The organism is Pantoea sp. XY16 (assembly GCF_025153065.1).
Lineage (GTDB): Bacteria > Pseudomonadota > Gammaproteobacteria > Enterobacterales > Enterobacteriaceae > Pantoea > Pantoea alfalfae.
On record NZ_JANZNP010000004.1, the window covers coordinates 386023 to 406189 of the forward strand.

Sequence of the window (20167 nt, forward strand, 5' to 3'; positions counted from 1 at the left end):
TAAAAAGAGCATCGACGTGATGAAATTCAGGCTGGCCGCTGAAGCCTGGGTATTTATCGGGTTGAGCGGAGATCAGATAGCAGATTATCGTGTGAAAATAGTGACATTATTCTGAGAAAAAAAGTCTGTGAGCAAACCCACAGTAACGGAATTTATAATCGTCTGTTTTTATTAAGCAGGATGAATGACCGCATTACTATGGTGCAATAAATTACCTTACTGCACCAATTCAGGTCACCAATTCGCTTCGCTGCATGAAATAAGTGAGTTTCTAGTTCAGCAAGCCGGGGAAAATCGACTTCATGCCGGTCACAACAAATTCAATACCCAGCGCCATCAGTAACAGGCCCATAATTCGGGTAATGACGTTGATACCGGTCTGCCCAAGAATGCGCACCATTAACGGCGCGGCGCGGAACAGCAGCCAGCAGCAGAAGGCAAAAATAGCAATGGCCAGGGTGAATCCCAGCAGATTGAGCCAGCTGTGGTAGCGGGTACTCCAGACGATGGTTGAGCTGATGGCACCCGGCCCCGCCATGAGTGGCAATGCCAGCGGCACAACCCCCACGCTTTCACGAATCGCCGTTTCTGACTTCTCCTGTTTGTTCTGCTTATCCTCGCCCAGCTTGCCGCTGATCATCGACATGGCAATGGTGACGACCAGAATCCCGCCCGCAATCCGGAAGGAATCAATCGAGATGCCAAACACATGCAGAATCGCATCGCCGAGGAAAAGTGACGTCCAGAGAATAATGGCAACGGCCAGATTAGCTGTAAGGTTGGTTTTGTTACGCTCAGCTACCCCCTGATAACGGGTCATGCTGATGAACACCGGAATAATGCCTACCGGATTGACCAGCGCAAAGAGCCCGACAAAAAATTTTATGTAGCCTGATAGATCTAACAGCGCTGGATTCACAACTCTACTCCGTACCACAGGGGGGAAAACGCGCCTAATGTATGTGAAAACGTGCAGAGACGCCAGATGTGCGCCTGGGTATTTATCCTGATGAACAGCAAAGCAATTAGCGCTTTCCGCCAGAGATTAAAAAGTGGCTGGATTTAGCCACTGCCAGGACGGCTGAGCACAGGAGCACGCTGACTTAACAGGAAAGCACTATAAAGGGCTGCTGAAAGGTGTCAGCTTGCGCTTAAATTGATCTGCATCAAAATTGACCTACCCCAAACCAGGTAATCTTTTCTTAACGGAAGGATAAGAAAGCTCGCTAACGCCAGCAGAAGACTCGTTCAGTAAACAGTTGAAAATCCGGGATTTACCTGTCAGCCAGTCACGTTATTTCAGCGTGACTATACTCAGGACGCAGGATTGTTTACTAAAAAAGTTTAACTTCCTTCAGGAGAACACCATGGCCGTAACCAATGTCGCTGAACTCAATGCACTGGTCGAACGTGTAAAAAAAGCCCAGCGTGAATATGCCAACTTTTCTCAACAACAGGTCGACGCCATCTTCCGTGCCGCCGCCCTTGCCGCCGCTGACGCCAGAATCCCGCTAGCCAAGATGGCCGTTGCCGAATCCGGTATGGGCATCGTCGAAGACAAGGTCATTAAAAACCACTTTGCTTCCGAGTATATCTACAACGCCTATAAAGATGAAAAAACCTGTGGTGTATTAGCCACTGACGATACGTTCGGTACGATTACCATCGCCGAGCCGATTGGCCTGATTTGCGGTATCGTCCCGACAACCAACCCAACGTCAACCGCCATCTTTAAAGCATTAATCAGTCTTAAAACCCGTAACGGCATTATCTTTTCGCCACACCCTCGCGCCAAAGATGCGACAAACAAAGCTGCCGATATTGTCTTGCAGGCCGCCATTGCTGCCGGTGCGCCGAAAGACATTATCGGCTGGATCGATGCCCCGTCTGTTGAACTTTCAAACCAGCTGATGCATCACCCTGACATCAACCTGATTCTCGCCACCGGCGGTCCGGGCATGGTGAAAGCAGCATACAGCTCCGGTAAACCGGCGATTGGTGTCGGTGCCGGTAACACGCCGGTAGTGATTGATGAAACCGCCGATGTGAAACGTGCCGTTGCCTCCATTCTGATGTCAAAAACCTTTGATAACGGGGTGATCTGCGCCTCTGAACAATCTGTCATTGTGGTTGATTCAGTTTATGATGCCGTGCGTGAACGTTTCGCCAGCCATGGCGGCTACATGCTGCAGGGTGCTGAACTAAGCGCCGTACAGAATATCATCCTCAAAAACGGCGGTCTGAATGCGGCGATCGTGGGTCAGCCTGCCTTCAAAATTGCAGAGATGGCCGGTCTCACCGTGCCGCCGAGCACCAAGATCCTGATTGGTGAAGTGAAACTGGTGGATGAGTCTGAGCCATTTGCCCACGAAAAACTCTCACCTACCCTCGCAATGTATCGGGCAAAAGATTTCCAGGATGCTGTAGATAAAGCCGAGAAACTGGTCGCCATGGGCGGTATCGGTCACACCTCCTGCCTTTACACCGACCAGGATAACCAGACTGAGCGCGTGCACTACTTCGGCGACAAAATGAAAACCGCGCGTATTCTGATCAACACCCCGGCCTCTCAGGGCGGTATCGGTGACCTCTACAACTTTAAACTGGCGCCGTCTCTGACGCTGGGTTGTGGTTCCTGGGGCGGTAACTCTATTTCAGAGAACGTCGGTCCAAAACACCTGATCAATACCAAAACTGTCGCCAAGCGAGCTGAGAATATGTTGTGGCATAAACTTCCTAAATCCATCTACTTCCGTCGGGGTTCACTGCCAATTGCGTTGGAAGAGGTGGCAACGGACGGCGCGAAACGTGCCTTTATCGTCACTGACCGCTTCCTGTTCAATAACGGTTATGCTGACCAGGTGACCCGCGTGCTGAAATCACACGGCATCGAGACTGAAGTATTCTTCGAAGTTGAAGCTGACCCAACGCTGAGCATCGTACGTAAAGGTGCAGAGCAGATGAACAGCTTTAAACCTGACGTCATCATTGCCCTGGGCGGCGGTTCCCCAATGGATGCCGCGAAAATCATGTGGGTGATGTACGAACATCCCGAAACCCATTTCGAAGAGCTGGCGTTACGTTTCATGGACATCCGTAAACGTATCTACAAGTTCCCAAAAATGGGCGTCAAAGCACGCATGGTTGCCATCACGACTACCTCAGGTACCGGTTCAGAGGTCACACCGTTCGCTGTGGTAACCGACGATGCGACCGGTCAGAAATATCCTCTGGCTGACTATGCATTGACACCAGATATGGCAATTGTCGATGCCAACCTGGTGATGGATATGCCACGTTCACTCTGCGCCTTCGGTGGTCTGGATGCAGTCACCCACGCTCTGGAAGCCTATGTTTCTGTGCTGGCGAATGAATACTCTGATGGTCAGGCGCTGCAGGCACTGAAACTGCTGAAAGAGAACCTGCCGGCCAGCTATGCCGAAGGCGCAAAAAATCCGGTGGCGCGTGAACGCGTACACAATGCCGCAACTATCGCCGGTATTGCGTTTGCCAACGCATTCCTTGGGGTCTGTCACTCAATGGCACACAAACTGGGTTCAGAGTTCCATATCCCACACGGCCTGGCTAATGCCCTGTTAATCTCGAACGTTATTCGCTATAACGCGAATGACAACCCGACCAAACAGACCGCATTCAGCCAGTATGATCGTCCGCAGGCGCGTCGTCGTTACGCAGAGATTGCTGACCACTTAGGTCTGAGCGCACCAGGCGACCGCACCGCGCAGAAAATTGAGAAGCTGCTGGTATGGCTGGACGAGATCAAAACTGAACTCGGTATTCCGACCTCAATCCGCGAAGCCGGTGTGCAGGAAGCGGACTTCCTGGCGAAAGTCGACAAACTGGCCGATGATGCGTTCGATGACCAGTGTACCGGCGCGAACCCACGCTATCCGCTGATTGCTGAGCTGAAACAGATTATGCTCGATACCTACTACGGACGTGAATTTGTCGAACCGTTCTCAAGTGTCGCCGAAGCTGTCTCTGAGCAGCCGGTGAAAGGCGTGAAGGTTGATAAGAAAGTGAAGAAAGTCTGATAGTCCGGTTCTGACTGTCTGATAAAAAAACCCGCCGCGGCGGGTTTTTTATTACCTGAATGATGCGGTTAATTCAGCGGAGTCTGTGCGCCATGAATCGCCTGTAACGACCCCTGCTCTATCGCCTGTTTATAATGCTTACGGCAGACGGAGATATAGCGTTCGTTACCGCCAATGACCACCTGCTCGCCTTCGCTGAAAGGTTTACCCTCGCTATCCAGTCGCAGCACCATGCTCGCCTTGCGGCCACAATGACAAATGGTTTTTAATTCAACCAGCTTGTCAGCCCATGCCAGCAGATACTGACTGCCCACAAACAGTTCACCGCGAAAGTCGGTTCTCAGGCCATAGCAGAGCACCGGAATATCCAGATCGTCTACGACATCAGAGAGTGCTTTAACCTGCTCCCGGGTCAGGAACTGACTCTCATCAACCAGCACACAGTGGATTGGCTGCGCGGCATGCTCGGCGGCAATGTCACTATAGAGTGCGGTTTCAGCATTGTAGAGCATGGCCGGTGACGAAAGTCCGATACGGGAACTCACCTGCCCGGCACCAAACCGGTTATCGATTTCAGCGGTATAGACCAGCGAGCGCATGCCGCGCTCCTGATAGTTATAGGAGGATTGCAGCAGTGCCGTCGATTTCCCTGCATTCATGGCAGAGTAATAAAAATAGAGTTGAGCCATAGGAGCGTATCTTCATCAGGACTTAACGGAATGGCGCGCATATTAACACAAAGTGCAGGTAATACATTGCGGTGTAGCGGTAATTAAAGCGTAACGGCTGACCGGTTATTCATCCTGGTGCATAGCCGGGAGCCGGTTATGTGCGCTTCACGCTGGATAAGTTTTGCTTATTTTACCCGCAACAAAAGGAATGACATTTTTGTTACCACGCTAAATACATTAAATTTATTGCATATCAGACTTGCGGAAACTCTTTTTTTATTTGCCATAACCGTGAAATTTTTACTGTGATTATTTTAATTACTCAGGGAATTATCGTTCTGATATTGTTTTAAGATTGAAGTTATTTAATGTCACCACTACTATTAGCGGGCAACACAACTTTTTCCTTATTCAGAGACCAGGACAATGAGCGAAGCACTAAAAGTTCTTAATAATATCCGTACGCTGCGCGCCCAGGCCAGAGAGTATTCCGTCGAAACGCTGGAAGAGATGCTGGAAAAACTGGACGTGGTGGTAAAAGAACGCCGCGAAGAAGAGTCACATTTTCAGGCAGAAAATGAAGAACGCACGCGTAAGCTTAATCAGTATCGTGAAATGCTGCTGGCGGATGGAATCGACCCGAATGAACTGATTAACACGCTGACCGCCACTCACCGGGTTGCGGCAAAAGGTAAACGCTCAGTGCGCCCGGCCAAATATGGTTATACCGATGAAAAAGGCGAGTCCAGAACCTGGACAGGTCAGGGACGGACACCGGCCGTGATTAAAAAAGCGCTGGAAGAACAGGGTAAAACGCTGGACGATTTTTTACTGTAATGCTGACTGCTTCGCTGCTTAAGCGTTAGCCTGCTACCCCAATAAAAAAGGAAGCCGGAGCTTCCTTTTTCTTTTAATCAGACGCGGTAGAAATCGCGATACCAGTCAACGAAGTTTTTAACGCCCTCTTCGACTCCGGTCTGCGGTTTAAAACCAATGGCCTTATACAGCGCTTCGGTATCCGCACTGGTTTCCAGCACATCACCGGGCTGCATTGGCATCAGGTTTTTCTTCGCCGTAATCCCCAACGCTTTCTCAATCGCTTCGATATAGTTCATCAAGGTAACCGGCTGACTGTTGCCAATATTATAAACCCGATAAGGCGCAGAGCTGGTTGCAGGTGAACCGGTTTCAACAGTCCAGTTATCATCCTGTTGCGGAATAACATCCTGCAGACGGACAATCGCTTCAGCAATATCGTCAATATAGGTAAAGTCGCGTTTCATCTGGCCCTGGTTATAAACATCTATCGCTTCACCTGCAATCATTGCCCGGGTGAACTTAAAGAGTGCCATATCAGGACGGCCCCAGGGACCGTAAACGGTAAAGAAGCGCAATCCGGTCGTCGGCAGCTGATAAAGATGCGAGTAAGTGTGCGACATTAACTCGTTAGCTTTTTTAGTCGCCGCATATAAAGAAACCGGATGATCAACGCTATCTTCGGTTGAGAACGGCATTTTGCGATTCAGGCCATAAACTGAACTGGATGAGGCATAGAGCAGATGTTCAATTTTATGATGACGACAGCCTTCAAGGATATTGAGGTGACCGATCAGATTTGAGTCTGCGTAGGCATGGGGATTTTCAATGGAGTACCTGACGCCAGCCTGAGCGCCAAGGTGAATAACGCGCTGGAATGTGTGCTGGTCGAACAGTGACGCCATTGCGTCACGGTCCGCCAGATCCATCTCAATAAATGTAAAACCAGAATCGGCTTTAATTAAATTGAGACGGGCTTGCTTGAGATTTACGTCGTAATAATCATTCAGGTTGTCGATACCGACAACCTGGTGACCGGCGGCCAGCAGACGCTGACTGACATGAAAACCAATAAAGCCTGCGGCGCCGGTGACCAGAAAGTTCATAAATCCCTCGTTAATTATGCAGTTTGAATAGACGCTCCGCGGCCGATTGCATAATAAACGAAACCGCGTTTGCTGATACGCTCTGGATCATACAGGTTACGACCATCAAAAATCACGGCTTCTTTCAGTGCATTTTTGATAACGTCGAAGTCAGGCGCACGGAAGTTTTGCCACTCCGTACAGATGACCAGACCGTCTGCGCCCTGCAGTGCGGCTTCTTTGGTACCCATCAGCTTCAGATCGCTGCGGTGACCATAGATGCGCTGCGCTTCATCCATTGCTTCAGGGTCAAACGCCTGAACAGATGCGCCCGCTTCCCACAGCGTTTCCATCAGCACACGACTGGAGGCTTCACGCATATCGTCAGTGTTCGGCTTAAATGACAGACCCCAGAGTGCAAACGTCTTACCTTTCAGATCGTCACCAAAATGACGCTTGATAAAGGTAGGCAGCTTGTTTTTCTGGTTGTCATTCACATCTTCCACCGCCTGCAAAAGACGTGGCTGATAGCCAATGGACTCAGCGGTACGGATTAACGCCTGCACATCTTTCGGGAAGCAGGAGCCGCCGTAGCCACAGCCAGGATAGATAAAGTGATAGCCAATGCGGGGATCAGAACCGATACCCTGACGTACTTTCTCAATATCCGCACCTAAACGTTCAGCCAGGTTAGACATCTCGTTCATAAAGCTGATTTTGGTTGCCAGCATGCAGTTTGCGGCATACTTGGTCAGCTCCGCGCTGCGGATATCCATCATGATCATGCGATCGTGATTACGGTTAAACGGCTCATAGAGCTCGCGTAACAGTTCTACCACGTCGTCGTTGTCAGTACCGACAACAATACGCTCCGGACGCATACAGTCATTAACTGCTGCACCCTCTTTCAGGAATTCCGGGTTTGAAACTACATCGAAAGTGATGTTGGCGTCACGCGCTTTCAGCGCTTCCGTCATTACTGCACGAACTTTGTCTGCTGTGCCAACCGGAACGGTTGATTTGTCGATAACCACCTTGTGATCGTTCATATGCTGCGCAATAGTGCGCGCTACGGCGGTCACATATTTCAGATCGGCAGAGCCGTCTTCATCCGGTGGAGTACCGACTGCAATAAACTGCATAACACCATGGTTTACGCCCTGCTCAGCATCGGTGCTGAACTTAAGACGACCCGCTTCGTAATTGGACATTACCAGCGGTGTTAAACCTGGTTCGAAAATAGGAATGATGCCTTTTTTCAGATTTTCGACTTTATTAGCGTCGACATCAATGCAGAGAACGTCATGTCCGACTTCGGCTAACACCGCAGCCTGAACCAGACCGACATAGCCGATACCAAATACAGTGACTTTCATCGAGTTATCCTGTGTTTATGAATTACTTTTTGTTGCCAACTGCGCCATCGAGCCATTCAGAGAAATCTTTGCCCAATACCGGATGACGAACACCGTACTCAACGAAAGCCTGCATGTAGCCCAGCTTATTACCACAGTCATGGCTCACGCCTTTCAGGTGATAAGCTTCAACCGTCTCTTTTTCCATCAGCATCGCAATGGAGTCAGTCAGCTGAACTTCGCCGCCTGCACCTGGAGGAGTTTTCGCCAGCAGTGGCCAGATGTCTGAAGACAGCACATAGCGACCTACAACGGCCAGATTTGATGGTGACTCTGACGCTTTAGGCTTTTCAACCACACCAACCATAGGTGCGCTGTCGCCTGGGTTCAGTTCTGCGCCCTGGCAATCAACAACACCGTACGCGGTAACATCGTCAACCGGCTCAACCATGATCTGGCTGCGGCCAGACTCTTCATAACGGCTCAGCATTTCTGCCAGGTTATCTTTGGTTGGGTTGGATTCATATTCGTCGATGATGACGTCTGGCAGGATGACCGCAAATGGCTCATCACCGATCAGCGGGTGTGCACACATCACAGCGTGACCCAGACCTTTAGCGATGCCCTGACGGACCTGCATGATGGTAACGTGTGGCGGGCAGATTGACTGGATTTCATCCAGCAGCTGACGCTTAACGCGTTTTTCCAGCATTGATTCCAGTTCGAAGCTGGTATCAAAATGGTTTTCGATGGCATTTTTTGATGAATGCGTAACCAGCACAATTTCGTTGATGCCAGCAGCGATACACTCGTTGACGACATACTGGATTAACGGCTTATCAACCAGCGGTAACATCTCTTTTGGAATCGCTTTGGTAGCCGGGAGCATACGCGTACCCAAACCCGCTACCGGGATTACCGCTTTTTTTACTTTGGTATTATTGGCAGACATTAAGATACCTCTCTTATAGGCCGTTCAAGTTAATACTTGATATGTCGGTTTAAAATCGGAAATGAGTATATCAGTTAGTATCGAACGGATTTATCCTGGAAGGGACTAAACTGTCGAAATTAAGACTATTACCCAACTGTAAAGCTAAACTCTGGCCCTGAGTTCATCGCCAGAATCTCTCTGTTTTTTACCCTTACTCTTCTGCAGACAGCATCAGCCGGATGCGACCACCCGCGCCCCATACGTGGCACTGCCAGTTATCTGCGCGCTGACTGATTTGATTAAGATGGGTGCTGCCCATAGTGCCAAGCGGGACACCATTACTGAGCTGAATCTGATGGGCATGCACATGTAGTGTGGCGTTTAATCCGGCCGAAACCAGAATCAGATTTTTTAAACCGCGATGATAGTAACCAACCAGTAGCGGGAACTGACCGCTCAGGTTCGCCTGACGCAGCAGCAGATTGACCTGTCTGAGTAGTCCATTCAGCTCCGGAAGACGTTGTTTTTGGCCCGTGAGCTGCTCCTGCAGCAGGCCATTAAACAGTGCGCGCAGCAGCAGTGCCGCCAGCACGCCGTTATCACCGGCGCGCGTCACATCGAGACAGTAAAACGCCAGATCTTTGTCGGAGAGTGCCGCGATATCAAGTACCAGACCAGGCTGCTCGGCCATCGTCAACTGGCGATAGTTAATCCGGCAGTTGGCAATGGTCTGCTGTACCGGCGGCTGAAGTTGCTTGAGCAGCTTGGCGGCTGCTTTTGGATCGCGAACCAGCGCATCCCAGTCCTGGAAAAGCTGCTCATCCTCCTCCACTTTTGAGGTGAACATTGAGGGATAAAGGCACTCATAAACCGCTTCACGGAAGCGTTCGAAGTTTTTGAGTGGCTTAAGCAGCACATCCTGCACCCCAAGACGCAGCACATGAGCGATATCGGACATGTTTTCAGTGGCCGAGATGATCAATATCGGCACGACATTGCCACGGGTACGAATATGTTCAACAAACTGGATGCCACTCATACGGGGCATTTCCAGATCGCAGATAATCAGGTCGACAGTATGCTGTTGTAGTTGTGCAATTGCTTCCAGACCATCTTCCGCTTGTAACGTCACAGCACCCATCGATAACAAAAATTGGTCCAGCAACGAACGGAAAACAGCCTCATCTTCGACAATGAGTATCTTTTTGCCGAGTAGTGGTTTTTCCATTCTTTCCCCCTGCGTACCAGATAATTCAATAGTGGTTCATAAAACGCAGTTGCGCCTTTCAGAATTGCCCGAAGTCACCGTTTTGAATGAACAACCTGATTATCTGCCACGGACCAGTGGTAATAGTTCATCCATTTTCTTCTCTACGGCGGCCCTGCCTGCCTCAATGGCCTCTTCAGCACGATGAAAATCCAGCGTCGAAATTTGCGGACAGATCGGCTGTATCAAAACATCGGGCGGATCGCCTGCCATACGGTTTCGCTTAAGGCGATTCTCCAGTACCTGAATAGAAGTAGACATAATCTCCATCGCGCCAGGTGACTGAGATGCACGGCGCTGGGTGAAATTCACCAGGCGCTGTCGCAACTTCCCCCCCCAACTTAATGCCGCTGCGGCGGCTTCTTCTTCACTGTTCTGAGGTGTAACGGAAAAGAGATCCTGCTGCATTAAATGTGCGTCATGCTGTAAGTCAACGGCGATAACAATGTCTGCCCCCAGGGCGCGCGTCAGTGAAATCGGCACCGGGTTAACCACAGCACCATCCACCAGCCAATACCCATTGTAGCCCACCGGCGGTAATAAACCTGGCATACTGCAGGATGCGCGTACTGCCTGATGCAGATCGCCCTCGGTCAGCCAGAGCTCACGTCCGGTACTGAGGTTGGTCGCCACCACGCCAAAGGGTTTATTACAGTGCTCAATCGCATCATTGGGAATCAGCTGACGGACATGGCTGAATACTCTTTCGCCGCGTAACAACCCGCCACGCTGCCAGGAGACGTCCATCAGGCGAATCACATCCCAGTAGCGAAATGCACTGACCCATTTTTCCATCAGCGGTAAACGGTTATTCACATAGGCAGACCCGACCAGTGCGCCGACTGAGCAGCCTGCAACAACGTCAATCTCAATACCGGCCCGCTCCAGCGCGTTAATCACGCCAATATGCGCCCATCCCTTGGCCGCGCCAGATCCAAGAGCCAATCCAATTCTTACCTTTCTCATTTGTATCTGGTCCTGCCGTCAATACGTAGCGTCACAACGTGGGGTCAGCTAACATAGCGCGCTTGTGAAATCGACTCATCATTCCCGGGAGACAATGTGTCAGAAACCTGCCCATGTTGTAGCGGAGAGCAGTATAGCGTATGTTGCGGGCCCTTTCTGCAGGGTAACCAGACTCCTGTTACAGCTGAACAACTTATGCGATCCCGTTATTGCGCCTATGTTCAGCAGAATGCGGACTATCTGGTTGCAACCTGGCATCCTGACAAACGGCATCCGGGGCTGTCGGGGCTTTTATCTGAAAGTTTTCCGGGCACCGAATGGCTTAGCCTGAATGTAACCCGTTGTAATCATGGAAACCATGAGAACGAAGCTTTCGTTACCTTTTTTGCGCGATACCGCGAGAAAACAAACATTCATACCATTCATGAGCGTTCACGCTTTCTTCGCGAGGATCAACGCTGGTACTATGTTGACGGTACAATACCGCCCGTCGGGCGTAACGATCCCTGCCCGTGCGGCAGTGGCAAAAAATACAAAAAATGTTGTGGTTAAGCTGACGGCTACCCCAGCGGTTTACACCCTAATGCTTTGACAGGACTCTGATTGAGATGCAAGCGCAAACCATGCAAAGAAAAGTTTTACGAACCATTTGTCCCGATGCAAAAGGTCTGATCGCCAAAATCACCAATATTTGTTACAAGCACGAACTTAATATCGTGCAGAACAATGAGTTTGTTGATCATCGCACCGGGCGTTTTTTCATGCGCACCGAGCTGGAAGGAATTTTCAACGATAATACCCTGCTCGCTGATCTCGACAGCGCCCTGCCGCAGGGTTCAGTGCGGGAACTTCACAGTGCCGGTCGCCGTCGCGTGGTGATTCTGGTGACTAAAGAGGCACACTGCCTGGGCGATCTGTTAATGAAGAGCGCGTTTGGCGGCCTGGATATGGAAATTGCAGCGGTAGTGGGTAACCACGATACCCTGCGTTCACTGGTTGAGCGTTTCGATATTCCGTTTGTGCTGGTGAGTCATGAGGGGCTGACGCGGGAAGAGCACGATAACCGCATGGCAGAAGAGATTGACCGCTATCAGCCCGATTACGTGGTGCTGGCAAAATATATGCGCGTTCTGACGCCCGCTTTCGTACAGCGTTATCCGAACCAGATTATCAATATTCATCACTCCTTTCTGCCCGCCTTTATTGGAGCCCGCCCTTACCACCAGGCTTATGAGCGTGGCGTGAAAATCATCGGTGCTACCGCGCACTACGTGAATGACAATCTCGATGAAGGTCCCATCATCATGCAGGATGTGATTAACGTTGATCACAGCTATACCGCGGATGAGATGATGCGTGCCGGTCGCGACGTAGAAAAGAATGTACTGAGCAACGCACTGTATAAAGTGCTGGGACAGCGCGTGTTCGTTTACGGCAACCGTACGATTATTCTTTAATCAGCCAGGACGCTGAATTGCCTGCAGATTCAGCGCTACGTGTAAAAAGTGGGCAAACAGTTGTGGTTTTGCCAGTGGGCGCTTTACACCCTTATCGCATTTGGTATGATGCGCCCCGCTTTAAGAGACAAAGATTCAGGCCATGGTGGGATTCCCGAGCGGCCAAAGGGAGCAGACTGTAAATCTGCCGTCACAGACTTCGAAGGTTCGAATCCTTCTCCCACCACCATCTGAATCTGAATCATCTTAAGCCACTTCAATCCCTGGTGGGATTCCCGAGCGGCCAAAGGGAGCAGACTGTAAATCTGCCGTCACAGACTTCGAAGGTTCGAATCCTTCTCCCACCACCATCCTGCATGTCGCACTTAATCCCAAAAAAACACCACAGCCTCCTGTTCTGCGCGGAGAGGGATGAGAACCTTCGATTAAGGTTCGGGTCGGGCATCGTGCACACGACTCCCAAAACGATACCTGAGCTTCCTGGTCTGCCTTACGCCTCCTCACGTTTCTTACCCGCTTTCGCACAATCTCAGTCTGTTCCGTCATGACTTTCTCAATAAAAATCGCTACCATCTTCGCCCATTACTTGCTGAACAATGGTCGATCTCATGAAATTTGTTTCATTTAACATCAATGGGTTGCGTGCCCGCCCACATCAGCTTCAGGCGCTTGTCGAGCAGCATCAGCCCGATGTGATCGGTCTGCAGGAAACCAAGGTCCATGACGACATGTTCCCGCTGGAGGAGGTGGCAAAGCTTGGCTATCACGTCTTTTATCATGGTCAGAAAGGCCATTACGGCGTGGCGTTGCTAACCAAAGCTCAGCCAGTGTCAGTCAGCCGGGGTTTTCCGGGCGATAATGAAGAATCCCAGCGCCGCCTGATCATGGCGGAAATTCCCAGCCCGATTGGCGACATCACGGTGATTAATGGCTATTTCCCGCAGGGCGAAAGTCGCGACCATCCCACCAAGTTCCCGGCTAAAGAGAAGTTCTATCGCGATCTGCAACGTCTGCTGACCGAGGATCTGCCTGCTGATAAGCCGGTTCTGATTATGGGCGACATGAATATCAGCAGCACCGATCGGGATATTGGTATTGGTGAGGAGAGCCGCAAGCGCTGGCTGCGCACCGGCAAATGCTCCTTCCTGCCGGAAGAGCGCGAGTGGATGGACCGCCTGCTGGGCTGGGGACTGGTTGATACCTGGCGTGAGCACAATCCGGAGGTGGCGGATCGCTTTTCCTGGTTCGATTACCGTTCGAAAGGGTTTGATGATAATCGCGGGTTACGCATCGATCTGGTGCTGGCGAGCAAAACCCTGGCGTCGCACTGCGTTGAGACCGGCATTGATTATGAGATCCGGGGCATGGAAAAACCATCTGACCACGCCCCCATCTGGTCAACCTTCCACTTTTAATTAATGGTCGCGTGGCAGAGCGCCACGCGACGGCTATTTCACTATCTTCCAGATAAGGTTGTTGGTGCCAAGAGACTGTTCATCACGCGCACACTGCAGCAGCACGCCCTCAGATTTCACTACCGCACCTTCTGTGTAGTTGCGGTTCTCAAAGATACAGCAGCGGAGACAGTCCTGCTGACGTCTCTCTGACTGCGTCCAGGCTTCAGGCGGCATATCCACCACTACATCAGTGTTTACACCATTGTTGCCCTGTTGTGGCATCGACTGATAACGACTGTTGGCCTGCACTGCGCTGGTCGCCAGCATCAGAGCCAGGGCCAGTAATACTGAATAATGTCTCATTCCGTCTCCTTCACTTTACGCCTGGTTTTGCGCACCGGACGTTTCTGTCCGGTGGACGGTAATCCCCGAAATGCATGCGCCGCAGGCTGCTGCCGCGCCTGCTGGATAAGGCCGGTTAAGGTCTGCACCAGCGGCTGCATAAACTCATCATAGCGGCAGGCCTTTTCGCTGATACGCGTCAGTGTCGATTCCCACTGCGCCGTCATATCCGGGCGCGCGGCCAGATCGGGCAGAGAGTGAATCAGGGCGCGTCCGGCATCCGTGGAATTGATGTAACGGCCCTTCTTCACCAGGAAGCCACGACGAAACAGTAATTCGATAATGCCGGCACGTGTGGCTTCCGTTCCTAAACCATCGGTCGCACGCAGCACTTTCTTTAATTCTTTATCCTGAACGAAACGGGCGATGCCGGTCATTGCAGAAAGAATCGTCGCATCGGTAAACGGCCGTGGCGGCTGAGTCTGCTTCGCCAGCACCTCGCCACGCTCACACAGCAACTCATCACCCTTCGCCACCTCTGGCAGCGGCATGCCGTCGTTCTCTTCATCACGCTCTTTGCTGCCCAGCAGTGCGCGCCAGCCCGCCTCAGCCAGGAAGCGCGCTTTCGCCACAAATTTTCCGCCCGCAATATCAAGGTCGATGACACATTTACGAAATACTGCATCCGGGCAGAACTGCATCAGATACTGGCGTGCCACCAGCTCATAGATATGCTGTTCATTTTCGCTGAGCTTTACCGCGCTGCTTCGGGCCGTGGGAATAATGGCATGGTGAGCATCGACTTTTTTATCATCCCAGCAGCGATTTCTGCGATCGGCGTTAAAGTCTGCTGGTGGGGTAAGCTGGGGCTGATGCGCCTGTATCGCCTTTAAGACCGCATGACGACCAGCAAAATGTTCTTCCGGCAGATAGCGGCTGTCTGAACGCGGGTAGGTAATCAGTTTGTGTGTTTCATAGAGCCGCTGACAGGCGTCCAAAACCGTCTGGGCACTCAGTCCGTACCGTTTTGCGGCCTCGATCTGCAGGCTGGACAGGGAGAATGGCAGCGGAGCGACGTCATTTTCGCGCTTATCACTGTAGGCCGTGACGATAGCGGGTTGACCGGTGATACGCGCTACCACATGGTCGGCCAGTGCGCGTTTAAGCAGACGCCCCTCTTCATCCTGCCACGGCTCACAGGCTTCGCTGGGGATCCAGCTGGCAACAAATCTGGCACCATCCGGCGTGAGGATATGTGCTTTAACTTCGAAGTAGTCTTTCGGCACGAAGTTTTCGATCTCCTCATCGCGCCGGACTACCAGCCCCAGTACCGGTGTCTGCACCCGACCTACCGACAGCACGCCATCGTAGCCAGCATTGCGTCCCAGCAGCGTCCAGGCACGGGTCATGTTGATGCCGTAAAGCCAGTCCGCCCGGGCGCGGGCCAGCGCAGAGACGCACAGCGGGATAAACTCGCGATTCTCACGCAGGCGATTTACGGCTCGATCCACTGCCTGAGGGTTAAGATCGTTGATCAGACAGCGCTGCACTTTGCTGCGTTTTTCAGCCGGCAGGTTAAGGTAATCCAGCACCTCATCCACCAGCAACTGCCCTTCCCGATCCGGGTCACCGGCATGCACCACTTCACTCGCCTGCGCCAGCAGACTTTCAACCACTTTCAGCTGCTTCGCGACCGACGGACGCGGTTTCAGTTGCCATTTATCCGGGATGATCGGCAGATCGTTCAGCGACCAGCGTGCGTAACGGCTGTCATAACTGTCGGGCTGCGCCTGCTCCAGAAGGTGTCCCACGCACCAGGTGACGATCTGATCGTTGCCGCAGGCAATAAAGCCATCACCGCGGCGATGCGGTTTCGGCAGCACATCTGCGATAGCACGCCCAAGGCTCGGTTTTTCCGCAATAAACAAACGCATTGAATCAGGACATCCTTAACATCAGGGGAACACAGTGATAACCGGTTGTTCGCTGTCGGTTTGAATCTTGGGGCTATGTTAGCCTGGCAGGGCTTCGGGCGTAAGCGTGACGCGCGGTGTTAGCGATCGTTTGCACAGGAACCGTGCAAAAGGCAGGGCTGAAATGCCCCCTGCCGGAACCGGACATGCAGATTAGAAGTAGCGAACGAAAGGCGCGGTGTCAGGCGGGAGCACCGTGGTGCTGGATTTCAGTTGCGGGGTCCCCAGATAAAGGAAGCCAACAATGGCATCCTGCTCGCGGCAGCCAAAACCCTGCCGTACCTGCTCGTCATCGGTCCAGGGACCGCTGCGCCAGATACCGTTGTAACCCTGAGCAAGCGCTGCCATCTGCATCGCCATCACCGCACAGCTGGCCGAGGCAATCTGTTCCCAGCGCGGCACTTTGTGGTGCTCTTCGCAATGTGCCACCACGGTAATAATCATCGGTGCGCGAAACGGCGCCTGGCTCGCTTTATTAATCGCCTTTTCATCCAGCTGGCTATCGCGTGCCGCCCTCTCCAGCAGCTGACTCATCCGGTCACGCCCTTCATTTTCTACAATGATGAAGCGCCAGGGTTGCAGCGTGCCGTGATCCGGGGCGCGCATGCCAGCCCGCAGGATATTTTCCAGTGCGTCACCTGCCGGTGCCGGCTCAGTCAGGCGTGAAGCCGAACGTCGGTTGACCAGTAACTCCAGTGCGTCCATGTTTCTCTCCCGATCTCTGTAATGTTGCCATTATCCTGGCACAGGCAGATTTTTTGTAACAGTGTGCAGTGATTTCCTGCTGACTTTTCACACGCCGCTCTTTAGGATGAGCTCGTCGGGGAAGTCTGGTCCGCGCGGCGGCCACTTCCTGCTACATATTTATGGAGAGTCTGATGCGCACATTGTGGCGAATAATTGCAGGTCTGTTCCGCTGGAGCTGGCGGGTATTGAATTTTATCAGGGAATTTATTCTGAATATTTTCCTGATTTTGTTGATTGTGGTGGGTGTAGGGATCTGGCTGCAGGTCAGCGGATCGGGCGGCAGTTCAGCGCCGATTCAGCAGGGCGCGCTGAAGGTCGATCTCAGCGGCGTGCTGGTGGATAAACCGTCGGTAAGCAACCGTCTGAGTAAAATTGGTCGCCAGCTGCTGGGTGCCAGCAGTGATCGCTTACAGGAAAATTCCCTGTTTGATGTGGTCGATGCCATTCGCCAGGCAAAAGGTGACAGCAACATTAAAGGCATGGTGCTCGATCTACGCGAGTTTGCCGGTGGCGATCAGCCTTCGCTGCAATATGTGGGTAAAGCGCTGCGTGAATTCCGCGACAGCGGCAAGCCAATTTATGCTCTGGGCGACAGCTACAGCCAGGCGCAATACTACCTTGCCAGCTACGCCACGAAAATCTATCTGTCGCCGCAGGGCACCGTGGATCTGCATGGTTTCGCCACCAATGGACTCTACTACAAAACCCTGCTGGAGAAGCTGAAAGTCACCTCACACGTCTTCCGTGTCGGGACCTATAAATCAGCGGTCGAGCCATTCCTGCGTGACGACATGTCACCAGCGGCACGTGATGCTGACAGCCGCTGGGTCGGTCAGCTGTGGCAGAACTACCTGAATACCGTAGCAGCGAATCGCCAGCTGACGCTGGAACAACTCTTCCCTGGCGCAGCAGCGATTATTGCTGGTTTAAACGCGGTTAAAGGCGATACCGCGCAATATGCGCTGGATAACAAGCTGGTCGATGCCCTGGGTTCCCGTGCAGCAGCCGATCAGGAGCTGGTAAAAACCTTTGGTCTGGATAAGCAGAGCAACGATTACCGTAGCGTCAGCATCTATGACTACAGCGTGAAACCAGCCTCCTCGCAGCAGGATGGCAACATTGCGGTCGTCATGGCCAGCGGTGCCATCATGGATGGCGAAGAGACGCCGGGCAACGTGGGTGGTGATACCACGGCCGCGCAGATTCGCGATGCGCGTCTCGATCCAAAAATCAAAGCGATCATTCTGCGGGTCAACAGCCCGGGTGGCAGCGTGACGGCTTCGGAAGCCATTCGTGAAGAGCTGGCGGCGGCCCAGGCCGCAGGTAAGCCGATTGTGGTCTCTATGGGCGGCATGGCGGCATCCGGCGGTTACTGGATCTCAACGCCTGCCAGCTATATTGTGGCGAACCCCAGCACGCTGACCGGCTCGATTGGTATCTTCGGTGTGATTAATACGCTGGAGAACAGTCTGGACAGCATTGGCGTACACACAGATGGTGTCGCGACCTCCCCGCTGGCGGATATCTCTACCACCAAAGCGCTGCCAGCGGAAGTTCAGCAGCTGATGCAGTTGACTATCGAAAATGGCTACCGCAACTTTGTGGGTCTGGTGGCGAAGTCGCGTCATAAAACCCCAGAGCAGATTGATGCGATCGCGCAGGGCCATGTCTGGACCGGCAGCGATGCCAAAGCCAATGGTCTGGTGGATGCGCTGGGTGACTTCGATGATGCCGTGAAGAAGGCGGGCGAGCTGGCGAAAGTCAGTAAACCTATGCTGAGCTGGTATCAGGATGAACCGACCTTCCTGGATATGGTGCTGGGCCAGATGAACGCCTCTGTACAGGCCGTATTGCCGGATACGCTGAAAGCCTGGCTGCCCGCACCGATGCTGGATGTGATGAGTGCCATGAAAGCCCAGCCGGGTCTGTTCGACAAGCAGAACGATCCTCAGAATCGTTATGCCTTCTGCCTGAACTGCGGCGAAGTGCGATAAACCTCTCAGCCCGGCCGCTGGTCGGGCTGCTTTTCCCCGCTATTCCCCTTATACTGCGCGTTTTATGGCGAGTCTGAGTTCTCTAATGCAAAAGAAAAACATCTACGTAGCCTACACGGGCGGGACAATCGGTATGCAGCGCTCTGCGCAGGGCTATATTCCGGTCTCAGGGCACCTGCAGCAGCAGCTGGCGAATATGCCCGAGTTCCACCGCCCCGAGATGCCTGATTTCACCATTCATGAATATCAGCCGCTGATCGACTCATCCGACATGACCCCGGAAGACTGGCAGTTTATCGCCAACGATATCCGACAAAATTACGATCGCTACGATGGCTTTGTGATTCTGCATGGCACTGACACCATGGCGTTTACCGCCTCTGCGCTCTCGTTCATGCTGGAAAATCTGGCCAAGCCGGTGATCGTGACCGGGTCGCAGATTCCACTGGCGGAACTGCGCTCAGATGGTCAGCAGAATCTGTTGAATTCTCTTTATGTAGCGGCTAACTATCCGATTAGCGAAGTGTCTCTGTTTTTTAATAACACACTTTATCGCGGTAACCGTACCACCAAGGCTCATGCCGATGGCTTCAACGCCTTTGCTTCGCCGAACCTCTCCGCACTCCTGGAAGCGGGCATTCATATTCGCCGCCTCAATACGCCACCTGCCCCGTCCGGTCAGGGTGAACTGAACGTTCACACCATTACGCCTCAGCCCATTGGTGTGGTCACCCTCTATCCAGGAATTTCCGCCGACGTGGTGCGTAACTTCCTGCGTCAGCCGGTGAAGGCGCTGATCCTGCGTTCTTATGGCGTGGGCAATGCCCCGCAGAACAAGGAATTTCTGGCCGAACTTCAGCAGGCCAGCGAACGTGGTATCGTGGTAGTAAACCTGACACAGTGTATTTCAGGCAAGGTGAATATGGGCGGATACGCCACCGGCAATGCGCTGGAAGAGGCTGGCGTGATTAGCGGATTTGACCTGACGGTAGAAGCCGCGCTGACCAAGCTACACTTTTTACTCAGTCAGGAACTCTCTGCCGATCAAATCCGTGCCAGAATGCAGCAGAATTTGCGCGGCGAACTGACTGAAGACTGAAACGGAGCG

Annotated in this window: 17 protein-coding genes and 2 tRNA genes; 9 read left to right on the forward strand and 10 right to left on the reverse strand. The window is 52.4% G+C overall.

Annotation, left to right across the window (positions count from 1 at the left end; all coding sequences use genetic code 11):
- Positions 1-271: 271 nt before the first annotated feature.
- On the reverse strand, positions 272-919 hold the full coding sequence (locus N1689_RS06420; protein ID WP_161733986.1) for a YchE family NAAT transporter: 648 nt from the start codon (positions 917-919) through the stop codon (positions 272-274).
- Between the two features lie 448 nt (positions 920-1367).
- Between N1689_RS06420 and adhE the strand changes: the two genes are divergently transcribed.
- Positions 1368-4055 carry a bifunctional acetaldehyde-CoA/alcohol dehydrogenase gene (adhE, locus tag N1689_RS06425; RefSeq protein WP_161733988.1) on the forward strand — a complete coding sequence of 896 codons (2688 nt, stop codon included), beginning with the start codon at positions 1368-1370 and terminating at the stop codon, positions 4053-4055.
- Between the two features lie 68 nt (positions 4056-4123).
- Here adhE and tdk read toward each other — a convergent pair whose 3' ends face one another.
- On the reverse strand, positions 4124-4744 hold the full coding sequence (gene tdk / locus N1689_RS06430; RefSeq protein ID WP_033783265.1) for a thymidine kinase: 621 nt from the start codon (positions 4742-4744) through the stop codon (positions 4124-4126).
- Positions 4745-5152: 408 nt separating this feature from the next.
- On the opposite strand from tdk, the gene hns reads away from it, so the two are divergent.
- Complete coding sequence (hns, locus tag N1689_RS06435; protein ID WP_161733990.1) at positions 5153-5563, forward strand: histone-like nucleoid-structuring protein H-NS; 411 nt, start codon at positions 5153-5155, stop codon at positions 5561-5563.
- 77 nt (positions 5564-5640) lie between these two features.
- On the opposite strand, the gene N1689_RS06440 is transcribed toward hns, so the two are convergent.
- The 5 genes from N1689_RS06440 to rssA all read right to left on the reverse strand — a co-directional run bounded on the left by N1689_RS06440 (position 5641) and on the right by rssA (position 11149).
- Positions 5641-6648: an NAD-dependent epimerase gene (locus N1689_RS06440; protein WP_253418772.1), complete on the reverse strand. Its 1008-nt coding sequence runs from the start codon at positions 6646-6648 to the stop codon at positions 5641-5643.
- 14 nt (positions 6649-6662) lie between these two features.
- Positions 6663-8003: a UDP-glucose/GDP-mannose dehydrogenase family protein gene (locus N1689_RS06445; protein ID WP_222925404.1), complete on the reverse strand. Its 1341-nt coding sequence runs from the start codon at positions 8001-8003 to the stop codon at positions 6663-6665.
- A gap of 22 nt (positions 8004-8025) precedes the next feature.
- Positions 8026-8934, reverse strand: a complete 909-nt coding sequence (gene galU / locus N1689_RS06450) for a UTP--glucose-1-phosphate uridylyltransferase GalU (RefSeq protein ID WP_161733996.1) — start codon at positions 8932-8934, stop codon at positions 8026-8028.
- A gap of 193 nt (positions 8935-9127) precedes the next feature.
- A complete protein-coding gene (gene rssB / locus N1689_RS06455) occupies positions 9128-10144 on the reverse strand; it encodes a two-component system response regulator RssB (RefSeq protein WP_161733998.1) in 1017 nt (338 codons plus the stop codon).
- A gap of 99 nt (positions 10145-10243) precedes the next feature.
- A complete protein-coding gene (rssA, locus tag N1689_RS06460) occupies positions 10244-11149 on the reverse strand; it encodes a patatin-like phospholipase RssA (protein ID WP_161734000.1) in 906 nt (301 codons plus the stop codon).
- A gap of 96 nt (positions 11150-11245) precedes the next feature.
- On the opposite strand from rssA, the gene N1689_RS06465 reads away from it, so the two are divergent.
- The 5 genes from N1689_RS06465 (at position 11246) to xthA (ending at position 14021) form a co-directional block, all read left to right on the forward strand.
- Positions 11246-11701: a YchJ family protein gene (locus N1689_RS06465; RefSeq protein WP_260058311.1), complete on the forward strand. Its 456-nt coding sequence runs from the start codon at positions 11246-11248 to the stop codon at positions 11699-11701.
- A gap of 56 nt (positions 11702-11757) precedes the next feature.
- Complete coding sequence (gene purU / locus N1689_RS06470) at positions 11758-12606, forward strand: formyltetrahydrofolate deformylase (protein ID WP_111140030.1); 849 nt, start codon at positions 11758-11760, stop codon at positions 12604-12606.
- 144 nt (positions 12607-12750) lie between these two features.
- Positions 12751-12835, forward strand: a tRNA-Tyr gene (locus N1689_RS06475).
- Between the two features lie 36 nt (positions 12836-12871).
- Positions 12872-12956, forward strand: a tRNA-Tyr gene (locus N1689_RS06480).
- Positions 12957-13214: 258 nt separating this feature from the next.
- The gene (gene xthA / locus N1689_RS06485) at positions 13215-14021 is read left to right on the forward strand and encodes an exodeoxyribonuclease III (protein ID WP_161734004.1); all 807 of its coding nucleotides are present in this window, start codon (positions 13215-13217) and stop codon (positions 14019-14021) included.
- 33 nt (positions 14022-14054) lie between these two features.
- Here the strand turns inward: xthA and N1689_RS06490 are convergent, their stop codons facing one another.
- The 3 genes from N1689_RS06490 to N1689_RS06500 form a co-directional block, all read right to left on the reverse strand.
- Positions 14055-14366 carry a DUF1496 domain-containing protein gene (locus N1689_RS06490; protein WP_161734006.1) on the reverse strand — a complete coding sequence of 104 codons (312 nt, stop codon included), beginning with the start codon at positions 14364-14366 and terminating at the stop codon, positions 14055-14057.
- Positions 14363-16279: a DNA topoisomerase III gene (locus tag N1689_RS06495; protein WP_260058312.1), complete on the reverse strand. Its 1917-nt coding sequence runs from the start codon at positions 16277-16279 to the stop codon at positions 14363-14365. The genes N1689_RS06490 and N1689_RS06495 overlap by 4 nt, the downstream gene beginning before the upstream one ends.
- A 192-nt stretch (positions 16280-16471) precedes the next feature.
- Entirely contained in the window at positions 16472-17023 is a 552-nt protein-coding gene (locus N1689_RS06500; protein ID WP_161734010.1) for an NAD(P)H nitroreductase, read from the reverse strand.
- 173 nt (positions 17024-17196) lie between these two features.
- Here N1689_RS06500 and sppA point away from each other — a divergent pair, with 173 nt between their 5' ends.
- Both sppA and ansA read left to right on the forward strand, forming a co-directional pair.
- The gene (gene sppA / locus N1689_RS06505) at positions 17197-19059 is read left to right on the forward strand and encodes a signal peptide peptidase SppA (protein WP_260058313.1); all 1863 of its coding nucleotides are present in this window, start codon (positions 17197-17199) and stop codon (positions 19057-19059) included.
- An 85-nt stretch (positions 19060-19144) separates the two neighbouring features.
- Complete coding sequence (gene ansA, locus N1689_RS06510; RefSeq protein ID WP_161734014.1) at positions 19145-20158, forward strand: asparaginase; 1014 nt, start codon at positions 19145-19147, stop codon at positions 20156-20158.
- The last annotated feature ends 9 nt before the right edge of the window (positions 20159-20167 follow it).